General features: G+C 45.4%; 20 protein-coding genes. 10 read left to right on the top strand and 10 right to left on the bottom strand.

Annotated features, from left to right (window positions below):
• Nucleotides 1-92 precede the first annotated feature (92 nt).
• Nucleotides 93-344, bottom strand: coding sequence for a hypothetical protein (locus ACQVGT_RS00690; protein ID WP_014481429.1), 252 nt, complete (start codon nucleotides 342-344; stop codon nucleotides 93-95).
• A 116-nt stretch (nucleotides 345-460) separates the two neighbouring features.
• Between ACQVGT_RS00690 and ACQVGT_RS00685 the strand changes: the two genes are divergently transcribed.
• On the top strand, nucleotides 461-1,282 hold the full coding sequence (locus tag ACQVGT_RS00685) for an SDR family oxidoreductase (RefSeq protein WP_015385126.1): 822 nt from the start codon (nucleotides 461-463) through the stop codon (nucleotides 1,280-1,282).
• Nucleotides 1,283-1,311: 29 nt separating this feature from the next.
• Here the strand turns inward: ACQVGT_RS00685 and ACQVGT_RS00680 are convergent, their stop codons facing one another.
• Entirely contained in the window at nucleotides 1,312-2,454 is a 1,143-nt protein-coding gene (locus ACQVGT_RS00680; protein ID WP_015483933.1) for a TetR/AcrR family transcriptional regulator, read from the bottom strand.
• Between the two features lie 142 nt (nucleotides 2,455-2,596).
• Here ACQVGT_RS00680 and ACQVGT_RS00675 point away from each other — a divergent pair, with 142 nt between their 5' ends.
• Nucleotides 2,597-3,934: an aldehyde dehydrogenase family protein gene (locus tag ACQVGT_RS00675; RefSeq protein ID WP_015385128.1), complete on the top strand. Its 1,338-nt coding sequence runs from the start codon at nucleotides 2,597-2,599 to the stop codon at nucleotides 3,932-3,934.
• A 189-nt stretch (nucleotides 3,935-4,123) separates the two neighbouring features.
• Nucleotides 4,124-4,591, top strand: a complete 468-nt coding sequence (locus ACQVGT_RS00670) for an RDD family protein (RefSeq protein ID WP_015483934.1) — start codon at nucleotides 4,124-4,126, stop codon at nucleotides 4,589-4,591.
• Nucleotides 4,592-4,634: 43 nt separating this feature from the next.
• Here ACQVGT_RS00670 and ACQVGT_RS00665 read toward each other — a convergent pair whose 3' ends face one another.
• Complete coding sequence (locus tag ACQVGT_RS00665) at nucleotides 4,635-5,867, bottom strand: outer membrane protein assembly factor BamB family protein (protein WP_015483935.1); 1,233 nt, start codon at nucleotides 5,865-5,867, stop codon at nucleotides 4,635-4,637.
• Between the two features lie 100 nt (nucleotides 5,868-5,967).
• The gene (locus ACQVGT_RS00660) at nucleotides 5,968-6,393 is read right to left on the bottom strand and encodes a DUF5391 family protein (protein WP_015483936.1); all 426 of its coding nucleotides are present in this window, start codon (nucleotides 6,391-6,393) and stop codon (nucleotides 5,968-5,970) included.
• 255 nt (nucleotides 6,394-6,648) lie between these two features.
• On the opposite strand from ACQVGT_RS00660, the gene ACQVGT_RS00655 reads away from it, so the two are divergent.
• Nucleotides 6,649-7,104 (top strand): RDD family protein, encoded by a 456-nt coding sequence (locus tag ACQVGT_RS00655; RefSeq protein WP_015385132.1) that lies wholly within the window; start codon nucleotides 6,649-6,651, stop codon nucleotides 7,102-7,104.
• A 29-nt stretch (nucleotides 7,105-7,133) separates the two neighbouring features.
• Here the strand turns inward: ACQVGT_RS00655 and ACQVGT_RS00650 are convergent, their stop codons facing one another.
• The 3 genes from ACQVGT_RS00650 to yxaF form a co-directional block, all read right to left on the bottom strand.
• Nucleotides 7,134-8,342: a DUF418 domain-containing protein gene (locus ACQVGT_RS00650; protein ID WP_015385133.1), complete on the bottom strand. Its 1,209-nt coding sequence runs from the start codon at nucleotides 8,340-8,342 to the stop codon at nucleotides 7,134-7,136.
• A 107-nt stretch (nucleotides 8,343-8,449) separates the two neighbouring features.
• Nucleotides 8,450-9,463: a quercetin 2,3-dioxygenase gene (qdoI, locus tag ACQVGT_RS00645; protein WP_015385134.1), complete on the bottom strand. Its 1,014-nt coding sequence runs from the start codon at nucleotides 9,461-9,463 to the stop codon at nucleotides 8,450-8,452.
• 93 nt (nucleotides 9,464-9,556) lie between these two features.
• Complete coding sequence (gene yxaF / locus ACQVGT_RS00640; RefSeq protein WP_015385135.1) at nucleotides 9,557-10,132, bottom strand: transcriptional regulator YxaF; 576 nt, start codon at nucleotides 10,130-10,132, stop codon at nucleotides 9,557-9,559.
• A gap of 131 nt (nucleotides 10,133-10,263) precedes the next feature.
• Here yxaF and ACQVGT_RS00635 point away from each other — a divergent pair, with 131 nt between their 5' ends.
• Nucleotides 10,264-11,334, top strand: a complete 1,071-nt coding sequence (locus ACQVGT_RS00635; RefSeq protein WP_015385136.1) for an SDR family oxidoreductase — start codon at nucleotides 10,264-10,266, stop codon at nucleotides 11,332-11,334.
• A gap of 57 nt (nucleotides 11,335-11,391) precedes the next feature.
• On the opposite strand, the gene ACQVGT_RS00630 is transcribed toward ACQVGT_RS00635, so the two are convergent.
• On the bottom strand, nucleotides 11,392-11,823 hold the full coding sequence (locus ACQVGT_RS00630; protein WP_003243994.1) for a MarR family winged helix-turn-helix transcriptional regulator: 432 nt from the start codon (nucleotides 11,821-11,823) through the stop codon (nucleotides 11,392-11,394).
• Between the two features lie 226 nt (nucleotides 11,824-12,049).
• Here ACQVGT_RS00630 and ACQVGT_RS00625 point away from each other — a divergent pair, with 226 nt between their 5' ends.
• Together ACQVGT_RS00625 and ACQVGT_RS00620 are read left to right on the top strand one after the other, a co-directional pair.
• Nucleotides 12,050-12,454: a CidA/LrgA family holin-like protein gene (locus ACQVGT_RS00625; RefSeq protein WP_009968420.1), complete on the top strand. Its 405-nt coding sequence runs from the start codon at nucleotides 12,050-12,052 to the stop codon at nucleotides 12,452-12,454.
• Nucleotides 12,424-13,116, top strand: a complete 693-nt coding sequence (locus ACQVGT_RS00620; protein WP_014478506.1) for an LrgB family protein — start codon at nucleotides 12,424-12,426, stop codon at nucleotides 13,114-13,116. Before ACQVGT_RS00625 ends, ACQVGT_RS00620 begins: the two co-directional genes overlap by 31 nt.
• Nucleotides 13,117-13,155: 39 nt before the next feature.
• On the opposite strand, the gene ACQVGT_RS00615 is transcribed toward ACQVGT_RS00620, so the two are convergent.
• Both ACQVGT_RS00615 and ACQVGT_RS00610 read right to left on the bottom strand, forming a co-directional pair.
• The gene (locus ACQVGT_RS00615; protein ID WP_015385138.1) at nucleotides 13,156-14,187 is read right to left on the bottom strand and encodes a polysaccharide pyruvyl transferase family protein; all 1,032 of its coding nucleotides are present in this window, start codon (nucleotides 14,185-14,187) and stop codon (nucleotides 13,156-13,158) included.
• Between the two features lie 92 nt (nucleotides 14,188-14,279).
• Nucleotides 14,280-15,428, bottom strand: a complete 1,149-nt coding sequence (locus ACQVGT_RS00610) for a glycerate kinase (protein ID WP_015483937.1) — start codon at nucleotides 15,426-15,428, stop codon at nucleotides 14,280-14,282.
• A 195-nt stretch (nucleotides 15,429-15,623) separates the two neighbouring features.
• On the opposite strand from ACQVGT_RS00610, the gene gntR reads away from it, so the two are divergent.
• Genes gntR through gntP form a run of 3 tightly spaced genes read left to right on the top strand, consistent with a single transcriptional unit; the run spans nucleotide 15,624 to nucleotide 19,271 of the window.
• Nucleotides 15,624-16,355: a gluconate operon transcriptional repressor GntR gene (gene gntR, locus ACQVGT_RS00605; protein WP_015483938.1), complete on the top strand. Its 732-nt coding sequence runs from the start codon at nucleotides 15,624-15,626 to the stop codon at nucleotides 16,353-16,355.
• On the top strand, nucleotides 16,348-17,889 hold the full coding sequence (gntK, locus tag ACQVGT_RS00600; RefSeq protein WP_015483939.1) for a gluconokinase: 1,542 nt from the start codon (nucleotides 16,348-16,350) through the stop codon (nucleotides 17,887-17,889). The genes gntR and gntK overlap by 8 nt, the downstream gene beginning before the upstream one ends.
• Nucleotides 17,890-17,924: 35 nt before the next feature.
• Nucleotides 17,925-19,271: a gluconate permease GntP gene (gntP, locus tag ACQVGT_RS00595; protein WP_003243139.1), complete on the top strand. Its 1,347-nt coding sequence runs from the start codon at nucleotides 17,925-17,927 to the stop codon at nucleotides 19,269-19,271.
• Nucleotides 19,272-19,286: the final 15 nt, after the last annotated feature.

Raw genomic sequence — 19,286 nt, 5'->3', positions numbered from 1 at the left:
GATTGATAGATGCATATATATGTAAATTTAACATTAGTTGGATTTGTTTTCACTCTTTTTCTCACTCATTCTCATAAAAAAGAGAGGCTTCATCATCCTCTCTTTTTTTCTGTGTCATTCCAGCGGCCAAACTCCCGCTTCATCCATATATGCACCGGGTAGAAAAACAAACCGAACGGTATCAAAAACAATAGATTATGCCATGAAGCATTCAGAAATGCGCTTGCAGTCACCGGAAACGTAATCTCTTGCAATAAAAAAGAGATGACAGTCAGCACAACAAATGCAGATGGAATGGTAATGAAGCAATAAAACTTGAGCTCCTTCTTATGCTGTACCTTCAAACATACAAACCTCCCAACAATTTCTAATTCATCTTAACATATGCCGGCCTTTCTTTTCTCGCATGTTTATCACTGCACATAGCGGGAAGACAAATAGAAAAAGGAGGTCTCGTATCATGGGAAGACTTGAAAACAAAACAGCAGTGATCACAGGCGCCGCGACAGGCATTGGGCAAGCGACGGCAGAGGTTTTTGCCAATGAAGGCGCGCGTGTGATCATCGGAGATATCAATAAAGATCAAATGGAAGAAACAGTTGACGCAATCAGAAAAAACGGAGGACAGGCAGAATCCTTTCACCTTGATGTGTCAGATGAAAACAGTGTGAAAGCATTTGCTGATCAAATCAAGGATGCATGCGGAACGATTGATATTCTGTTTAATAATGCCGGCGTTGATCAGGAAGGCGGAAAGGTGCACGAATATCCGGTTGACCTGTTTGATCGCATTATCGCCGTCGACCTGCGCGGCACGTTCCTTTGCAGCAAATATTTGATTCCGCTCATGCTCGAAAATGGGGGCTCCATCATCAACACCTCCTCCATGTCAGGCCGTGCCGCGGATCTTGACCGCTCCGGCTACAACGCAGCAAAAGGCGGCATCACCAACCTGACAAAAGCGATGGCGATCGACTACGCACGAAACGGCATCCGCGTCAATTCCATTTCACCGGGTACGATCGAAACCCCGCTGATTGACAAATTAGCAGGCACCAAAGAACAGGAAATGGGTGAAAAATTCCGTGAAGCCAACAAATGGGTCACGCCGCTCGGCCGCCTCGGCCAGCCGAAGGAAATGGCGACAGTGGCCCTGTTTCTCGCGTCAGACGACAGCTCATACGTCACAGGAGAGGACATCACCGCAGACGGCGGCATCATGGCATACACATGGCCAGGGAAAATGCTGATTGATGAGAAATGGAAGAAAGAAACGAAATAAGAGAGGGGATGTCCCTCTCTTTTTGTCTTTCAAAGCAATACAACCTTATACTTTTTCACATCCAAAAACTGCAAAAATTCCCTCGCCAGCACTTCAGGCGGATGCGCCTTTCCTTCATCCAGCCGATACAAAAGCAACCCAATAATCATTGCGGATACATAATGGGCATAAAGCTTTTTCTCTGCGTGAATATCAGTTTGCTGATGCAGATAAAACGATTCCAGCGCTTTGAACATATCAGGTATCACATGAGGAACACCCCATTCCCGATTGAGAAAATGGACAATGGGCATCTTTGACAAAGCAGAAAGCAGACTCGCGAGCGCCTTCTCCGCTTCCTTTAAGGAAAATTCATTCGGGATGGAGGCAATCGTCAGGTGATCAATGATCTCCGCACATGATCGCTGTATCATGGTTTGGAGCAATTCCTCTTTACTGGAATAGTGATCATAAAAGGTTGCGCGGCGGATATTGCTTTTCCGGGTAATATCCGAAATTGTGATGGCTGCGTAGTCTTTTTTCTCCGCCAGCACGTCCAGAAATGCCTTCTGGAGCGCCTCTCTCGTTCGAACCACACGCCTGTCGATTTGCTTGTCCTTCTCTCGCTCTCCTGGCACAGCTTGTCCAAACAGCCAATAAAATCTCTTTTGAGAAACAAGCTCCCATACCTTTTGGCTGATAGCTTCCGGAGTCGCGGCCGCATCCTCATTCAGCCAATACAGGATAATCGCGTACGTGTACAAGGCCCGGTAATGTCCGTAAATTTCCCGTTCGATCGGCGTCAAATTCACATGGACCGGAGCCAGCAGCACATCCTGCTGAAACACATCCTTAAAAAAACGATGGAAATGCCCTCTGTTCATCATCACAGAAAAAAAGGATCGATGCTCATGAACAAAGGACAGCGTCGGATGCACCGTTTGCCGTTTTTTGTTCAAATGGAGGGTATCCATATGACTGAAGGCGTCAAAAAGCGCTTTGCCCAGCCCTTCCTTCATGTCTTCGATTAAATCCTCAATGATTGAAAACTTATCCTCATAATAAAGGTAGAGCGATCCGCGGCTCACTTTTGCCTTTTCAGCAATTTCTTTCATTGTGATATGTTGAATATTTCTTTCTTTCAATAAAGCCAGCAGCGCCTCTTTCACGTGAGCTTCGGCAGATTCCGGCACAAAAGACACCTCCAATCATTAGACAGATCTTCGATATATGTACGGTAACGTATAAATGGTTTACCGTTGTCTTTCTTACAGAAAAGGTACCACCTTATAATAGGTCCGAGAAAAGAAGAAAGCAAATGAGGGGGATTTTACAATGGAACAGCAAGTAAAGGACGACATCCAGCGTGTCTTTCAGCTTCAGAAAAAACAGCAAAAAGCCTTGCGCGCTTCAACAGCGGAACAGCGGAGAGAAAAGCTTCAACGCTTTTTAGATTCCGTCATCGCCCATGAAGAAGAAATCATCGAAGCGATCCGCAAAGACGTCCGCAAACCATATCACGAGGTCAAAAAAGCGGAAATCGAAGGAACAAAAAAAGCGATCAGAGATAATATGAATAACCTGGAACAATGGATGGCGCCTAAAGAAGTCGGTTCATCGTTAAGCCCTGACGCAAACGGAATTCTTATGTACGAGCCTAAAGGCGTCACACTCATCCTCGGCCCGTGGAACTATCCGTTTATGCTGACGATGGCGCCGCTTGCCGCTTCTCTCGCAGCCGGAAACAGCGCGATTGTGAAGCTGTCCGATTTCACGATGAACACGAGCAACATTGCCGCTAAAGTGATAAGAGACGCTTTTGATGACAAAGAAGTCGCGATTTTTGAAGGAGAGGTTGAGGTGGCAACCGAGCTTCTTGATCAGCCGTTCGACCACATTTTCTTCACTGGAAGCACAAATGTCGGGAAAATCGTCATGACAGCGGCTGCCAAACACTTGGCATCTGTCACACTTGAGCTTGGCGGCAAGAGCCCAACGATTATCGACAGCGATTACGATCTGATGGACGCAGCGAAAAAGATCGCCGTCGGGAAATTCGTAAACGCTGGCCAAACCTGCATCGCACCTGATTACCTGTTCATTAAAAAAGACGTTCAGGACAGGTTCGCGGGGATTTTACAAACAATCGTTAACGCAGGATTTATGGAGGATGATCATACCCCAGACCGCAGCAAATTTACGCAGATCGTCAATGACCGCAACTTCAACCGCGTCAAAGATCTGTTCGACGATGCCATCAAAAAAGGGGCGGAAGTGGTGTTCGGCGGCGTATTTGATGCCAGCGACCGCACGATCTCGCCAACCGTTTTGAAAAACGTCACGCCTGATATGAAAATCATGCAGGAGGAAATCTTCGCACCAATCCTGCCGATGATGAATTATGAAGACATCGACGAGGTCATCGATTACGTAAATGATCACGATAAACCGCTTGCGCTTTATGTATTCAGCCAAAACCAAGACCTGATTGACAACGTCCTTCAGCACACGACATCAGGAAATGCCGCCATCAATGATGTCGTCGTCCATTTCAGTGACGTCAACCTGCCATTCGGCGGCGTCAACACAAGCGGAATCGGCTCCTATCATGGGGTATACGGATTCAAAGAGTTTTCTCATGAGAAGGGTGTCTTTATTCAGGCCTCTAAATAATCGTAATGAAGAGAATCTGCATCATCTTGCAGGTTCTTTTTTTATCTTTATATCACCTAAATAAAGAGATTAAAAGTGATAAAATACCATTTTCACTACGAAACCAGATTCCTCTAGTCTATCTCATTGAAACCCTGCAGCCTCTAACGTATAATATCCCAGAAAACTTCAAAGGAGAGAATATTATACATGGAAAAACCAGCAGGATTTTGGATTCGGGCAGCCGCCTCTATTATTGATGTATTTATTATAGCTATATTCTCTTTCATTATGATTTTCATTAACACCTTCATTGTGTTGCCACTCATTGATGCAGCAGGCACACACATGTCAGAAGCCCGATATGAATTTTTCATGTTGATCATTGGCACAATCCCTGTTTTGGCCATCATATTTATTTTCGCTATTCTTTACTATAGCTTGCTGACTTCCTCAAACATGCAGGCAACATTGGGAAAAAAACTCATGGGCATCATCGTTGTCAATCAGTATGGCGAGCGTATTTCTTTTTGGCACAGCTTCGGCCGTTTCTTCGCTTACACATTATCTAAGATCTTATATATCGGTTTTATCATGGCGGCCTTTCCCTCTAAACTGGCATTACATGATTATATTTGCGGGACAAAGGTTGTCTATAAAAATAAATATCTTGATTGATCAAATAAACAGGCTGCCGAGTTAACCTCGCCAGCCTGTTTTACTATTTCCCGAAAGCCATCAGCTTCGTATAACTTCCAATATAAAGCGTTCCGTCCTCAGCAAGCTGCGGAGATGACACGACGTTGCTGTCGGTTTGATAGCTCCATAATTCATTGCCGTTTGCGTCTGCCACATAAACCTTCATATCATCTGACCCGAAATAAACCGTTCCCTTCGCGTCAATCAGCGGCGCCGTTCTGACAGGACCGTCTGTATAGAATGACCAGTTCATATCCCCGTTTTTGCTGATGGAAAACAGCTCGCCGCTTCCTGAGCCGATGTAGATATTGCCATTATGATCAATCGCAGGCGATGAACTTGAGAACCCGTTCAGCGGGAATGTCCATTTTAAGCTGCCTGTTGACGTATACGCATACAGCTGTCCGTCTTGGTTGCCAGCATAAACGGTGCCATCCTTATCAATCACCGGATATCCTTTAAACGCATTTGACGTCGTTCTGGACCATTTCACCTGTCCGGTTCCGGAATTGATCGCATAAAACACGTTATTGTATGTGCCGACATACACGGTGCCGTTTGAGGCAAGCACCGGCACAGAGCTGACGACACCATTTGTTTTCAACTTCCAGCGCTCTGTCCAGGTTGATTTTGACGTCGGTTTGATCGCATGAACATAATTATCAAGTGTTGAGAAATACAACGTCCCGTCTGAACCGATCACCGTTTCAGAGCTTGGCCCGCCGCTTAACGGAACCGTTGTTAAAATTTCTCCAGTTTCTTTGTCAATAAAATAAATCTTTTTGTCATAGGAAGCCAAATAGATAACGCCGTTGGTCCCAAGTACAGGAGATTGCGTATATGTTTTTCCAAGATTCCCGGTCACCCATTTGACTGAGCCGTCTGGATTAAAGGCTTTCATTTCCCCATCTCTGGAATGAAGATATACTGTGCCGTCTCCGTCAATCACAGCCCCCGCTCCATTTTGCGGAGTCGTTCTGATGTCGTTTTGCCATTTCAGCGTCCCGTCTGTATTTCCGGCGAACCGGCTTTCGCGTGACCAGTTAAACATGGCAGGCGCCATCGCTTGTACATCATATCTTCCTGTCAAAAAGCCGGATGCTCCATTATTTTGAGAAAACACCGTTTCCGCCGCATAAGCAGCTGTCGGCTGAAACACTTTGGCAGCGGGCACATCAGAAACAGCGCCGGCCGAAACAGCCGCCGCCACCGCAGCTCCCGCAATCAAAGCTTTCATACGAAATGACTTGACCATCATTGAGACCCCCATTATATGTAACTTCTAATTTGTGACCATCATAACATATTCACCCATTTTATAAATCTATTTCACAAAAACATCATAAACTAGAAAACTATGTAAGAGTATTCACGGACGTTTTTTCAGCACCCTGCCGAAATGCAGCCACAAACCAAATGACATTGACAGCAGCCGCAGCGAGACTAACTCCCAAAACAAAGATCAACTCAGAAAGCAGATGGTCACTAAAGAAACTAAACATCAAGATAAAACCGGCCGAAGACAAATGAATCAAAAGCCCGAAGCCGCAAAGCACCGCCATGACATACCTCATTGCATCGACTCCGAGCATATAAACGAGAAATGGAATGAAATACAAGACAAGGATCATACCGACAGCTGACCACATGCCAGCTGAATTAAACTGATTGGCCGCCGCTCCCGTTCCGGCCAGCGGCGAAAGTGAAGCCGCCACAATTACGGCGCAAAAAAGAAACGCAGAAATGGTTGTCATGATCGCCACGCTATTTTTTTTAGACATCAAACTCCTCCTTTAATAGAAATATTAACCTTTTTTATTATAAGTAAGTTGAATGTTATATTCATTATATTTTTTTAAAAAATCCAGAACATACACAAATGATGTGATTCTTTCTAGTATATTTATATAGTAAAAAACAGAGGATAAAAGACTCATTTTTCTGTAATATCAGGATTTTATCACCATACCATATTGCATGTACTTCTTTTTCAAAGTATACTATTCCAGATTCATTCAAAGGAGAGAGAAAAATACATGGAAAAACCAGCAGGATTTTGGATTCGTTTTTTAGCTTATTTTATTGATGGCATTATTGTATCTGTTCCTAGTTATATTATTCTATTTATAATCAATTCTGTTTTTGTAGCTGGGGCTGTGGCAACAAACCCTTACATGACGGAAGAAGAGTATTTAGTGAAATACATGACGCTTGCATTTTTGCCTACAATGCTGATCATGATCATCATCAGTGTGTTATATTACGGGCTGCTCACAGCTTCTAAAATGCAAGGCACACTTGGCAAAAAAATTCTTGGCCTGAAAGTGGTCAATGAACAAGGTGAACGGGTTTCTGTCGGACAGGCAATTGGCCGTTACTTTGCCTATATCTTATCAGGAATCATCTTTTATATTGGATTTATCATGATCGCCTTTGGAGAGAAAAAAGGCCTGCATGACATCATTTGCAAAACACGTGTCGTGTATAAATAATAGAAAAAAGTCTAGACGCCAATAGGCATCTAGACTTTTGTTTTCTTTACAATAGGCTGCCACGACAGATACGTAGCGCTTCTCCATAGCCACTCAAACGGCCCCATCCGAAAAACACGAAGCCAAAGGTGGCTGAAGACCATTTGAACGGTACAAACAGCAATTGTAATGAGCACACCGGCAGCAGGGTACACTTTTCCATACAGGCCCAAGCCGTAATGATAAAAAATCCAAGTACATACAATAGACTGCATCAGATAATTGGTAAATGCCATCCTCCCAACAGCGGAGAATGATTGCAGCACTGTTCTCACTCTTGTTTTATGATAAAGATAGACAACCGTTGTAACATAGAAAAACATGAGGAAAGGCGCGCCAATCAGCAAACATATTTCTTTATCCGTTACACTGTACATCACCTGGGCGCCGATGCCGATGACAAGCCCGGCCATCCATAATCGTTTTAATCCTTTGCGATGCTTTTCCGGTTCATGCAAATACCGTGATTTTGCTGCCGCAGCTCCCAGCAAAAACATGCTGAAATATGGAATGGATGCAAAGAAGAAGTTGAGCGGATTATACGTAAGCATGCCATTCGAAGACATGTAAACAAGACGGTCGTGGATCCGCTGTTCTGCAATGTCCCTCAGGCTGCCGCTTCCATAAACATGAATCGCTTGTTTTGCCTGCTGTGTTACCGCTTGTACCCATTCCTGTCCGTTTGATTGATCAAAACTTGTCAACATGAACGGAATGGAAAACAGAAAATACAAAGAGACCGCCCATATCAGCAGTGTTTTCGGCTTTGCTTTTCGAAACAAGAGCAGGACAAAACCGAGCAGGGCATATTCTGTTAAAATATCCCCGTCCCATATCAAAAACGCATGAATCGTTCCAAACAAGAGAAGCGCCATCAACCTTCTCACATATAACGGAACAAACCGTTTCCCTTTGTTTTCTGCTCTCTCCATCATGACAACCATGCCAAATCCAAATAAAAAGGAAAACAATAAAATACATTTTGTTTGAATGAAGAATTTCAGTATGTCTGCGGCGGCAAAATCAGCTTCAGACCACTTATCCATGAAAAAATTCTCTTTTCCAAGCATAGACAAATACATATCCGGATAACTGAAATGTGCCAGATTGACAAATAAGATGCCGAAAATTGCCATTCCTCTCAGCACATCAAGCACACCGATCCGCTCATTTGTTAGAGTCGGCTGTAATGAAGACATAGCCATCACGCTCCTTTTTTCTGTACCTTAAGGGTATGAAAAAATGAAGCGCGGAAACATCGATTTAGGTGTCAGGCCGGCATGAAAACCTTACAATCTTGTCATCTTTATGGTTTCATCACCTTTAAATCTAATGCGTCGATATTCTGCAAAACGCGATCAAAGCGCAAAGCCTGAGGCTCACATGGGAAGATGTGGCCTTCATACGGGTCGCCTAACGTCCGGAAAAACGGTTCAAATAAACCAGGAACCAATACGCCCACCATCTTTGTATAGTGAGAATCAAGGCGATAGGAGTGAACGGTATTTGCAGGGACATGCAGGAAATCTCCCGGATTCAGCTGAATTTCCTGGCCATCTGCCCACATCGTCATCTGACCTTCAAGGCAATAAAATGTTTCTGTATGATGTTCATGGTAGTGATCAACGATTCGGTCACCTTTAGGGCCTTCAGACGATACGACGATAAACTGGCCATCTGTATTTTTTTGTGCAGCCACAATGCGGTGAAGCTGATCTCCAGTCAACAGGCGATCTCCTTCTCCAGATTCAAGAACGTATGGAACCGCTCCATCTGGCAGCTCTGTAAGTTCCGCTAATTTGGCCGAACATGCAGGCTTTCCTTCATCTAGAAATACAATGTCCGCTACAGCGGCTGCTTCTGCAAATCGCTCGTTTGAGACTTCTTCGCTTGCGTACGGCGGATGTTCAGCGTGATCATACGGATTCCCAATAACGGAATACAAGTGCGCTACGTTTCCTTTCATCGTGTAAGATACCAGTCTTGTTCTGTGGCTCTGCATCCGGTAGCTGTGCGGTGTTCCCGCCGGAATGTTCGCATAATCACCTGATATTAATAAATAGCGTTCTCCGCCAAGTGTCAGCTCAAGCTTCCCGTCCAAAACGAGAATCCCTTCATGTGTGTCATTGTGGACATGAAGCGGAAAGGCATCTCCTTTTCCCCCGGAAAGAAGCACGATCTCAAATAAATCACCTGTGCTCCTCCCATTCGCCATCACCGTGGCAACCTGTCTGCCGAACAGATAGCGCTCGCCTTCTCCGCTCCGGAGCAAATAAGGCATTTTTTCTTTAGGCAATGAATGTGTACATAATGTTTTCATATTATCGCTTCCTCCAATTTAGACCAGTCTATATAATGTATTGTATCTGACTAGACCGTTCTATATAATTGTAGGAGAAAGGATAACAAAATGCTACCCTTTTTTTCTCACCAGCACTGGTATTTGTTCGGCAATGAGAAGAAGGGGCGTTTTGTCTTTATTCGTTAACGAAAGCATGATGCCGCCCTCAATCATCGAATTAATCAGCGTTCCAAGCTGATTTGCTTCTTCTTCTGCAAATCCGTTTTCCATTAACTTTCTGGCAAAAACCGCTTCCCAGCTTTTAAACACCTTCATGCAAACCGTCCGCAGCGGTTCACTGATTAACGCTGTCTCACTCGCCAGCAAACCGACTGGAATACCTTTAATGCTTTCTGTGTTGTCAAATTGGCTGGCTGTTTTTTTGATAAAAAGCTGAATCGCTTCAACAGGATCAGAGGATTCATCCATGCTTTTCTGTATCACATGTTCAACGATCTTACCTGTATATGTAACCGCTTCAATTGCTAATTCTTCTTTGCCATTCGGAAAAAAGTGATAAAGCGATCCCTTAGGAGCACCGCTTTCTTTTACAATCTGGTTCAAACCTGTCGCGTGATATCCTTGCAGCTGGAACAGACGTGACGCCGTGTGAAGGATTTTTTCACGTGAATCTCCTCTGCTAGTCATTAAAACATTCCCTCCTAGGTATGGTAGAGCGACTTATATAATATAAAAAAGAACCCTGTGATTGTCAAAAGGGGTAAGACCCTTCCGGATGGGGTAAATGTACAAAAACAGCGTCTAGGAGGGATCTCTCAATGACAATCGATCATTCAGTCACGAATACAGAACAGCTTGAACGACAAAACCCCGCCATAAAAACAAAGCTCAAACTGAAAAAGCTTAAGGATCAGGTGATCGTCATTACCGGCGCTTCAAGCGGAATCGGACTTGTCACGGCACGTATGGCATCAGAAAAAGGCGCAAAGGTCGTGGCAGCAGCGCGAAATGAAGACGCGCTGAAGGAGCTCACTGATGAACTTAAGGAAAAAGGGCACGACGCCATATGGGTAAAGGCGGATGTCGGAAAAGAAGAGGACGTCAACCGCATCGCAGAAACCGCGATCAACACATTCGGCCGCTTTGACACATGGGTCAACAATGCGGCCGTCTCGACTTTCGGACATGCCATGGACGTCACCGTTGAAGACATGAAGCGCATGTTCGACACAAATTTCTGGGGACCTGTTTACGGAACAAGAGCGGCTGTCAAACACTACACCGGCAAAGGTGTGCCGGGCGCACTCATTAATGTAGGAAGCCTGTTCGGAGACAGGGGAACAGTCATTCAATCCACATATGCGTCTGCCAAATTTGCGCTTCACGGCTGGACGGAAAGCATCCGAATGGAGCTCGAAAAGGAACAGGCGCCCGTGTCGGTAACGCTCATCCACCCCGGCAGAATTGACACACCTTATAACGAGCATGCGCACAGCTACCTCGACAAACAGCCGGCTCATTACCGCTCCATGATCTATCCGCCGGAAGCGGTCGCCGAAGCTATCCTGTTTGCCGCCGAACACCCTAAGCGCGACATGTACATCGGCTCACAGGCCAAAGCCATCGCCATGCTGGGCGCGCTTTTCCCTCGTCTGACCGACAGACTGATGGAAAAAATCATGTATCACAGCCAGCATGCCGAAAGACCGTCCAAACCGCGAGAAGAAAGCGCTCTTTATGATGCGGGCTGCGGTATGCATGACAGAGGCACAAATAAAGGATGGATGCGGTCTAGAAGCTATTACACGAAAGCAACGAAGCGCCCCATTGTATCGGCGGCTGTTGTTGCCGGACTAGTGGCTTGGGCTGCCGCCAAACGATGCAGATAATCTCTGACCATAAGAAAAACCCATGCTGTTCCAGCGGAACCATGGGTTTTTTAGCTGTTAATCGATAAAAGCCTTGTTCATACGCTGCAGCAGCTCGCCGAACATCTCTTTTTCCTGTGTTGACCATTCTTTCAGCATCTGTTCATAACGTTCAAGGCGCTTTTGCTGATCGGCTTTTAATAGTTGTTTGCCGAGTTTTGTAATGGTAAACAGGCTGACTCTCCCATCAGACGGGTCTGAGAAACGATAGATGAGCTCCTTTGCCTCTAATGCAGCTGCTTGTCTTGAAAGAGTAGAAATATCAAGCTTAAACGATTCTGCCAATTCCTTAACACGAGCAGGCCCAAACTCATCCAATTGTCTCAGTAATAAGTATGAAGATCTCTCCAAATTCCCTGTTCTTTTCTCTGATTGATCCAGATAAACAGCTCTCCTGATAAAAGTCGTCAGCTCATATTCAATTAATTCAACTGGATTTTGATTTTGCAATCGCTCTCGCTCCCTATTCCAATCTCCGGCATTGACAACACCATATATACTTGTATAATACAAATGTACATTAACTGAATAAATACAAGTCGTTATATGACTAAATCAATCATTATACTTGTATAGTACAATCATATAAAAAGAAAGTAAAGCGATTCCTCAGAACCATCCTAGAAGCAAGCACCAGAAAGGAGGAAGCTGTTCTGATTGGAGAGCAGCACTTGATGTGAAAGTCATACGAATTATCTTGCAAGTGTTGATATTATATGTATTTTTTATGATCGGGGAAGCCATTCAGCATCTGTTTCATTTACCCGTGTCAGGAAGCATCGTTGGATTGGTATTGCTTCTGATCTGCTTGGGCCTCCGTATTGTTCCCGTCTCCATCATTGAAGACGGAGCAGGGTTTTTATTATCCTTCCTACCATTGTTGTTCATCCCGGCAATGACAGGAGTGATTAACTACCCGTCTCTTATTTCATTCAATGGGCTGATGCTGCTGATTACAGTCGTTCTCAGCACCATCGTCACGATCATTGCGGCTGGATTCGCCAGCCAGCTATTAGAGAAAAAAGCAAAAAAACGGGAGGAGAAAGAGAAATGCAGCAAGCATGTATCGCGATCATTATAATTCTTTTAACAGTTGCCGCTTATTTAGCGATGGTCAAACTCTATAAGCGATTCCCGCTTCCATTTCTTATCCCTGTTCTGACAACGACCATTTTGATTGTAGCGGTTTTGATGATGTTTCATGTTTCCTATGAAGGCTATATGATCGGGGGGAAATGGATCAATTCTTTGCTTGGGCCGGCTGTCGTGGCACTGGCCTATCCGCTTTATAAACAATGGCATATCATTGTCAAACATTGTGTTCCTATTTTAGGCGGCGTCCTGGTCGGATTATGCATGGGAATGATCAGCGGGCTGATCTTCGCAGAAGCATTCGGGATTGATCATGATCTCTTATTATCCATTCTGCCAAAGTCGATCACAACACCTGTCGCTATTCAGATCGCCGCCGGTCTTGGCGGCGTCCCTTCCATGACAGTCGTATTTGTCATGATTGCGGGCTTTTCAGGCGTCATCCTCGGGCCGCTTTTCCTAAAATGGCTTCGCATACGCAGTTCCCTTGGACAAGGCATTGCATTAGGCAGCGCCTCCCACGCACTGGGTACCTCCAAAGCATTGGAATATGGAGAACTGGCCGTCTCCATGAGTTCCGTCTCCATGACGCTTTGTGCGGTGCTCGGCTCATTCTTCGGCCCGCTCGTCGTCTGGCTGTTTCATATTTAACAAAGAAAGACTGCCCCGGGTGAGGGCAGTCTTTTTCGTTTAAGAAGCAAAAAAATCAACCAGCGGCTGAAAGTCCTTAGATAAATCAACGTCATTCGGTTCTGCTTGAAGCAGGCGGTCAATCATACGCTCCAGCTCCTCAACATCATTCTTATCCGTATATTCAATGAAGTTTAAACTTTCAAGCCAATCCCGATATGAATGTTTGGCTTTGCCATAGCTGTTTCCAAAGACAAGACAAGGTGTTTTGGTGATAATCGAGAAAATCATCGCGTGAAGGCGGTCGGTAATCACCAATTTACTGGAGCCGATGCGGTCCAGCATCTCCATAAAATGCTTTTCACGGTCGGCGTAGTCGATGGTGTCGACCGTATCCAGCACCGTATCGGTACGCTCTGTGTAAGTTGTTTTTTCTGCCCATTTCTTCATCTGTGACATAAAATCTTCGTCAGTCACTTTCTCCTTATCCGCTCTTAAAATAAAGAGAACGCCGTCCCGCTCGAGCTCTCGCGGCACAATATCCAAGGAAAGCACCATGTCCGGTGTAAAGATCACATTGGAGTTGAAGGTCTCTTTCACAACATCCAGTGTTTGCGTCTCACGCGCAGCAATCGTTAAATTTGTATTTTGATGGTACGCATCCTGTGTTTTTTTCTTTTCCTTCTGTCCTTCCTCTGTATCCTCAAAATAAACGGATTGTGGCAGAGAAATTGATTTGTAATCTTTAAACGCCGAAAAGACCTTTCTTCTGTCTTCCTCAATATCGAGATAAAGGTTTCCTAAATTCCCTCCGCCTGTAAAGCAGACAATATCGTCTTCACGAATGATCTCCTTCACCAGTTCAATGCCCTCATCCGTCGCATAATCCATAATCTCAATGTATTCATAATACGGAAAATGATTTTTGATAAATTTCTCTTCCGCATACGCAATCGCTTGGTCGCCAATGTTTGTGTAACTAGGGGAACCAAACAAAAATACTTTTCGTTTATCATTTAACAGAGCTTCCGGCTCCACATTTGGCGCAATGCCTTTTACTAGTTTTTTGCCTTTGATTTCTTGTACAGTCATATCTGCGTCCTCCTTCTGGGATGAATTCCTCATTGTGTGTTAACTGTCTCTACCCAAAAAGAAGGATGGCTATGCATTGGCATGTGCATCGGCTATATCAGAAACATCGTTTTCGCCAATTTGATAGACGCAGCAATGTCCCGCGCCGTTCTTTCCATATATTCTGCGGCATGTTCAAACGCGTCTTCTAGAGTCACGGCTCCGGGAACGACGCTGAAAAGCGCATCGATTCCGTGCTGGTAGACGGCATCACTGTCTCGGGATATTGATCCCGCAATGCCGATGACGGGCACATCGTATGATTTAGCCGCCTTGGCTACGCCAATCGGCGTTTTTCCATGAACCGTTTGGCTGTCGATCCGTCCCTCGCCGGTTATTACAAGATCTGCATCCTGAACGATATTTTCAAAATCAACCGCTTCAAGGACAATATCAATGCCTCTTTTCAGGTCAGCCTGAAGATAAGTCAGCAGGCTCCATCCAAGACCGCCCGCTGCACCGGCGCCCTCTGTATCTCGGAAGGTTGATCCGAGCTCTTTTTCTGCCATATCAGCGAAATGGCTTAAGTTCTTGTCTAGTACATCCAGCATGTCGGCCGTCGCGCCTTTTTGCGGCCCGAAAACAGCCGTAGCACCCTTTGGTCCTGTTAACGGATTGTCCACGTCACAGGCAACTTCCAGTTTGACATTCCGCAATCTGTAATCAAGCCCGCTGACATCTATTGATGCAAGCTGAGATAATGCGCCGCCCCCTGGGCCAATCTCGCTGCCTGAGTTATCAAGAAGCCTTCCGCCCAATGCCTGAATCATCCCGGCTCCCCCGTCGTTCGTGGCGCTTCCGCCGATTCCGATGATCAACCGCTCCGCTCCCGCATCAAGAGCTGCTCCGATTAATTCTCCCGTTCCCCTTGTTGTAGTGATGAGCGGATTTCGCTTATCTACAGGCACCAGATGCAGCCCTGAAGCAGCAGCCATTTCAATCACAGCTGTTCTCCCATCTCCCATCATGCCAAAGAAAGCTCTCACCGGTTCCCCCAGCGGCCCTGTGACAACTTGCTCTATGATCCTTCCGTTGGTCGCATCGACCAGAGATTGAACGGTTCCCTCGCCGCCGTCCGCCACCGGCAATTTTCTGTAATCAGCACCCGGAAAGACCGATTTGAAACCTCTTTCTATCGCTTCGGCTGCCTCCAGAGCTGATAAGCTTTCCTTAAAAGAATCAGGTGCAATGATGATTTTCATCCAAATCGCCTCTTTCAAAACATGATTCACTTATGCTAGTTATCTCCAATGTACCATATTCCATTTAGAAATAAATACCATAATGATTGGAAAAAATTTTATTAAAAATTAGAAATGAAAGTGTTTGCATAAAAGAAATATTCACGTTATCATACTTGTATACAAGTATACTCCTTGAGTGAGGAAGGTGAGTGTATGCTAGACTCCAAAGACCTGTTGTATCCCGCAAAATGGCTCTCAAAAGCGTCAACCGGGGTTCGTGTCGCATACGAGCTGAGAATGCGGATCGTTTCAGGCCTGATTGAAAGCGGTACCATTTTATCAGAAAATACAATCGCCGCCGAGTTTTCAGTAAGCCGTTCGCCGGTTCGCGAAGCGCTAAAAATACTCGCATCCGAAAAAATCATCCGCTTAGAACGAATGGGAGCGGTCGTAATTGGTTTAACTGAGAAGAAAATCGCGGAAATTTATGATGTGCGTTTACTATTAGAAACATTTGTCTTTGAACGGCTTGTCAAAATAGACATTGAGCCTTTAGTTAAGGATCTCAGCAAAATTTTTGAAATGATGAAAGTCTCAATCAAATATGAGGACGCTGATGAATTTTCATTTCAAGATGTGCTGTTCCATGAAACCATTATCCGAGCGATTGATCATTCATACATTCAGATGATCTGGAACAATCTAAAACCCGTCATGGAAAGCTTTATTCTTTTATCGATGCGGGTACGGTTAAAGGAAAAGTATGAAGACTTCACAAGGATTTTAGATAACCACGAGCTTTATATTCAAGCCATCAAAACAAAGGATAGGGCGCTGATGATTCAGTCTCTTCACCAAAACTTTGATGATGTGCAGGATAAGGTAGAAGACCTATGGCTCTCACAACAAATGCTGGCAAAAGGAGCTGAATACAACAATGACTAGTTATATGTTAGGAATCGATATCGGCACGACAAGCACAAAAGCTGTGCTGTTCAGTGAAAACGGGGATGTGGTACAGAAAGAAAGCATCGGCTACCCGCTCTATACACCGGACATCTCAACAGCCGAACAAAATCCGGAAGAGATTTTTCAGGCAGTCATCCATACAACAGCGAGAATTACAAAACAGCATCCCGAAAAACAGATCTCTTTCATTTCGTTCAGCAGCGCCATGCACAGCGTCATTGCAATCGACGAAAATGACAAGCCGCTGACGCCATGCATCACATGGGCCGACAACCGAAGTGAAGGCTGGGCGCATAAGATCAAAGAGGAATTGAACGGACATGAGGTGTACAAACGGACGGGAACACCAATTCATCCGATGGCACCGTTAAGTAAAATTGCCTGGATCACGAATGAACGGAAAGAAATCGCTTCCAAGGCAAAAAAATATATCGGCATCAAAGAGTACATTTTTAAACAGCTGTTCAATGAGTATGTCATCGATTACTCATTGGCATCAGCGACAGGCATGATGAACCTGAAGGGCTTGGATTGGGACGAAGAGGCACTGCGCATCGCAGGCATCACGCCGGATCACTTATCCAAACTCGTGCCGACAACACAGATCTTTCAGCACTGCAGCCCGGAAATAGCGATCCAAATGGGAATCGATCCGGAAACGCCTTTTGTCATCGGGGCCAGCGACGGCGTGCTGTCCAACCTCGGCGTCAACGCCATTAAAAAGGGCGAAATCGCCGTCACCATCGGTACAAGCGGTGCCATCCGGACGATTATTGACAAGCCGCAAACCGATGAAAAAGGGAGAATTTTTTGCTATGCCTTGACGGACAAGCATTGGGTTATTGGGGGACCTGTGAACAATGGGGGCATCGTCCTTCGCTGGATCAGAGACGAGTTTGCCTCCTCCGAAATCGAAACAGCGACACGGCTGGGCATTGATCCATATGACGTGCTGACGAAAATTGCCCAACGCGTCAGACCCGGTTCTGACGGTCTGCTGTTCCACCCATATCTCGCCGGAGAACGCGCTCCGTTGTGGAATCCGGATGTACGCGGCTCATTTTTCGGCCTGACCATGTCGCATAAGAAAGAGCATATGATACGCGCGGCATTGGAAGGCGTCATTTACAACCTGTACACTGTGTTCTTGGCGTTAACTGAATGCATGGATGGCCCGGTAACCCGCATCCAAGCGACAGGGGGATTTGCAAGGTCAGAGGTTTGGCGCCAAATGATGTCGGATATCTTCGAATCAGAGGTTGTCGTTCCGGAAAGCTATGAAAGCTCATGTCTCGGCGCCTGCATTTTAGGCCTGTATGCAACAGGAAAAATTGACTCTTTCGACGCCGTGTCCGACATGATCGGCAGCACATACAGACATACGCCGATCGAAGACTCAGCCAAGGAATACAGAACATTAATGCCGATTTTCATCAATCTATCAAGATTATTAGAAAATCAATATACACAAATTGCAGATTATCAGAGGGGCTTAATCACACACAAATAACAAATAGCACATGACATGAAGGGGAGGGCATTACCATGCCGTTAATCATCGTTGCACTTGGGATCTTAGCATTACTATTTCTGATTATGGGCTTAAAATTAAACACATTTATTTCCCTGCTGGTCGTATCGTTCGGCGTGGCACTGGCACTCGGGATGCCGTTCGATAAAGTTGTCAGCTCCATCGAAGCAGGAATAGGGGGGACTCTTGGCCACATCGCGCTCATCTTCGGACTCGGTGCGATGCTGGGCAAGCTGATCGCGGATTCAGGAGGCGCACAGCGCATTGCGATGACGCTCGTCAACAAATTTGGCGAGAAAAATATTCAATGGGCCGTTGTCATTGCCTCATTCATTATTGGGATTGCGTTATTTTTTGAAGTAGGACTGGTTCTATTAATTCCGATTGTCTTTGCGATTTCAAGAGAATTGAAGATTTCTATTTTATTTCTCGGAATCCCGATGGTCGCGGCACTATCCGTCACACACGGTTTCCTGCCGCCGCACCCGGGACCTACGGCGATCGCCGGTGAGTATGGCGCAAACATTGGAGAAGTGCTGCTGTACGGCTTTATCGTTGCTGTTCCGACAGTGCTCATCGCAGGGCCGTTATTTACAAAGTTCGCGAAAAAAATCGTTCCTGCATCATTTGCGAAAAACGGCAATATTGCATCACTCGGCACACAAAAAACGTTTAACCTTGAAGAAACACCTGGCTTTGGAATCAGTGTCTTTACCGCAATGCTCCCGATTATCATCATGTCGGTCGCGACCATTATCGACCTGCTTCAAGAAACAATCGGGTTTGCAGATAACGGAGTTTTAGCTTTTATCAGATTGATTGGAAACGCATCGACTGCTATGATTATTTCGTTATTGGTCGCAGTCTATACAATGGGCATCAAGCGCAACATTCCAGTCAAAACCGTGATGGATTCTTGTTCAACTGCCATTTCACAAATCGGCATGATGCTTTTGATCATCGGAGGAGGCGGCGCCTTCAAACAAGTGCTGATCAACGGCGGTGTCGGCGATTACGTAGCAGACTTATTCAAAGGAACGGCATTATCACCAATCATTCTGGCATGGCTCATCGCGGCGATCCTGCGCATCTCTCTAGGATCAGCGACTGTTGCCGCACTAAGCACAACAGGTCTGGTCATCCCGTTATTGGGCCATTCTGATGTTAACCTGGCGTTAGTCGTGCTCGCAACAGGCGCCGGAAGTGTTATCGCTTCACACGTCAATGACGCCGGCTTCTGGATGTTCAAGGAATACTTCGGATTAAGCATGAAAGAAACATTTGCCACATGGACTTTGCTGGAAACCATTATTTCCGTTGCTGGACTGGGATTCATTTTATTGTTAAGTTTAGTTGTATGAAATTAAGAAGGAGCT

This window comes from Bacillus sp. SCT118 (assembly GCF_058566435.1).
Note: the sequence above shows the minus strand (reverse complement) of the source record. Positions and strands in the feature narration are given on the sequence as shown.

What these genes read in the sequence shown, in the direction of transcription:
- gntP (WP_003243139.1), top strand. Translation starts at nt 17,925, where the DNA reads ATGCCGTTAATCATCGTTGCACTTGGGATCTTAGCATTACTATTTCTG.
- ACQVGT_RS00635 (WP_015385136.1), top strand. Translation starts at nt 10,264, where the DNA reads ATGACAATCGATCATTCAGTCACGAATACAGAACAGCTTGAACGACAA.
- ACQVGT_RS00675 (WP_015385128.1), top strand. Translation starts at nt 2,597, where the DNA reads ATGGAACAGCAAGTAAAGGACGACATCCAGCGTGTCTTTCAGCTTCAG.
- ACQVGT_RS00660 (WP_015483936.1), bottom strand. Translation starts at nt 6,393, where the DNA reads ATGTCTAAAAAAAATAGCGTGGCGATCATGACAACCATTTCTGCGTTT.
- ACQVGT_RS00655 (WP_015385132.1), top strand. Translation starts at nt 6,649, where the DNA reads ATGGAAAAACCAGCAGGATTTTGGATTCGTTTTTTAGCTTATTTTATT.
- gntK (WP_015483939.1), top strand. Translation starts at nt 16,348, where the DNA reads ATGACTAGTTATATGTTAGGAATCGATATCGGCACGACAAGCACAAAA.
- yxaF (WP_015385135.1), bottom strand. Translation starts at nt 10,132, where the DNA reads ATGACTAGCAGAGGAGATTCACGTGAAAAAATCCTTCACACGGCGTCA.
- ACQVGT_RS00615 (WP_015385138.1), bottom strand. Translation starts at nt 14,187, where the DNA reads ATGACTGTACAAGAAATCAAAGGCAAAAAACTAGTAAAAGGCATTGCG.
- gntR (WP_015483938.1), top strand. Translation starts at nt 15,624, where the DNA reads ATGCTAGACTCCAAAGACCTGTTGTATCCCGCAAAATGGCTCTCAAAA.
- ACQVGT_RS00670 (WP_015483934.1), top strand. Translation starts at nt 4,124, where the DNA reads ATGGAAAAACCAGCAGGATTTTGGATTCGGGCAGCCGCCTCTATTATT.
- ACQVGT_RS00610 (WP_015483937.1), bottom strand. Translation starts at nt 15,428, where the DNA reads ATGAAAATCATCATTGCACCTGATTCTTTTAAGGAAAGCTTATCAGCT.
- ACQVGT_RS00620 (WP_014478506.1), top strand. Translation starts at nt 12,424, where the DNA reads ATGCAGCAAGCATGTATCGCGATCATTATAATTCTTTTAACAGTTGCC.
- ACQVGT_RS00685 (WP_015385126.1), top strand. Translation starts at nt 461, where the DNA reads ATGGGAAGACTTGAAAACAAAACAGCAGTGATCACAGGCGCCGCGACA.
- qdoI (WP_015385134.1), bottom strand. Translation starts at nt 9,463, where the DNA reads ATGAAAACATTATGTACACATTCATTGCCTAAAGAAAAAATGCCTTAT.
- ACQVGT_RS00650 (WP_015385133.1), bottom strand. Translation starts at nt 8,342, where the DNA reads ATGTCTTCATTACAGCCGACTCTAACAAATGAGCGGATCGGTGTGCTT.
- ACQVGT_RS00665 (WP_015483935.1), bottom strand. Translation starts at nt 5,867, where the DNA reads ATGGTCAAGTCATTTCGTATGAAAGCTTTGATTGCGGGAGCTGCGGTG.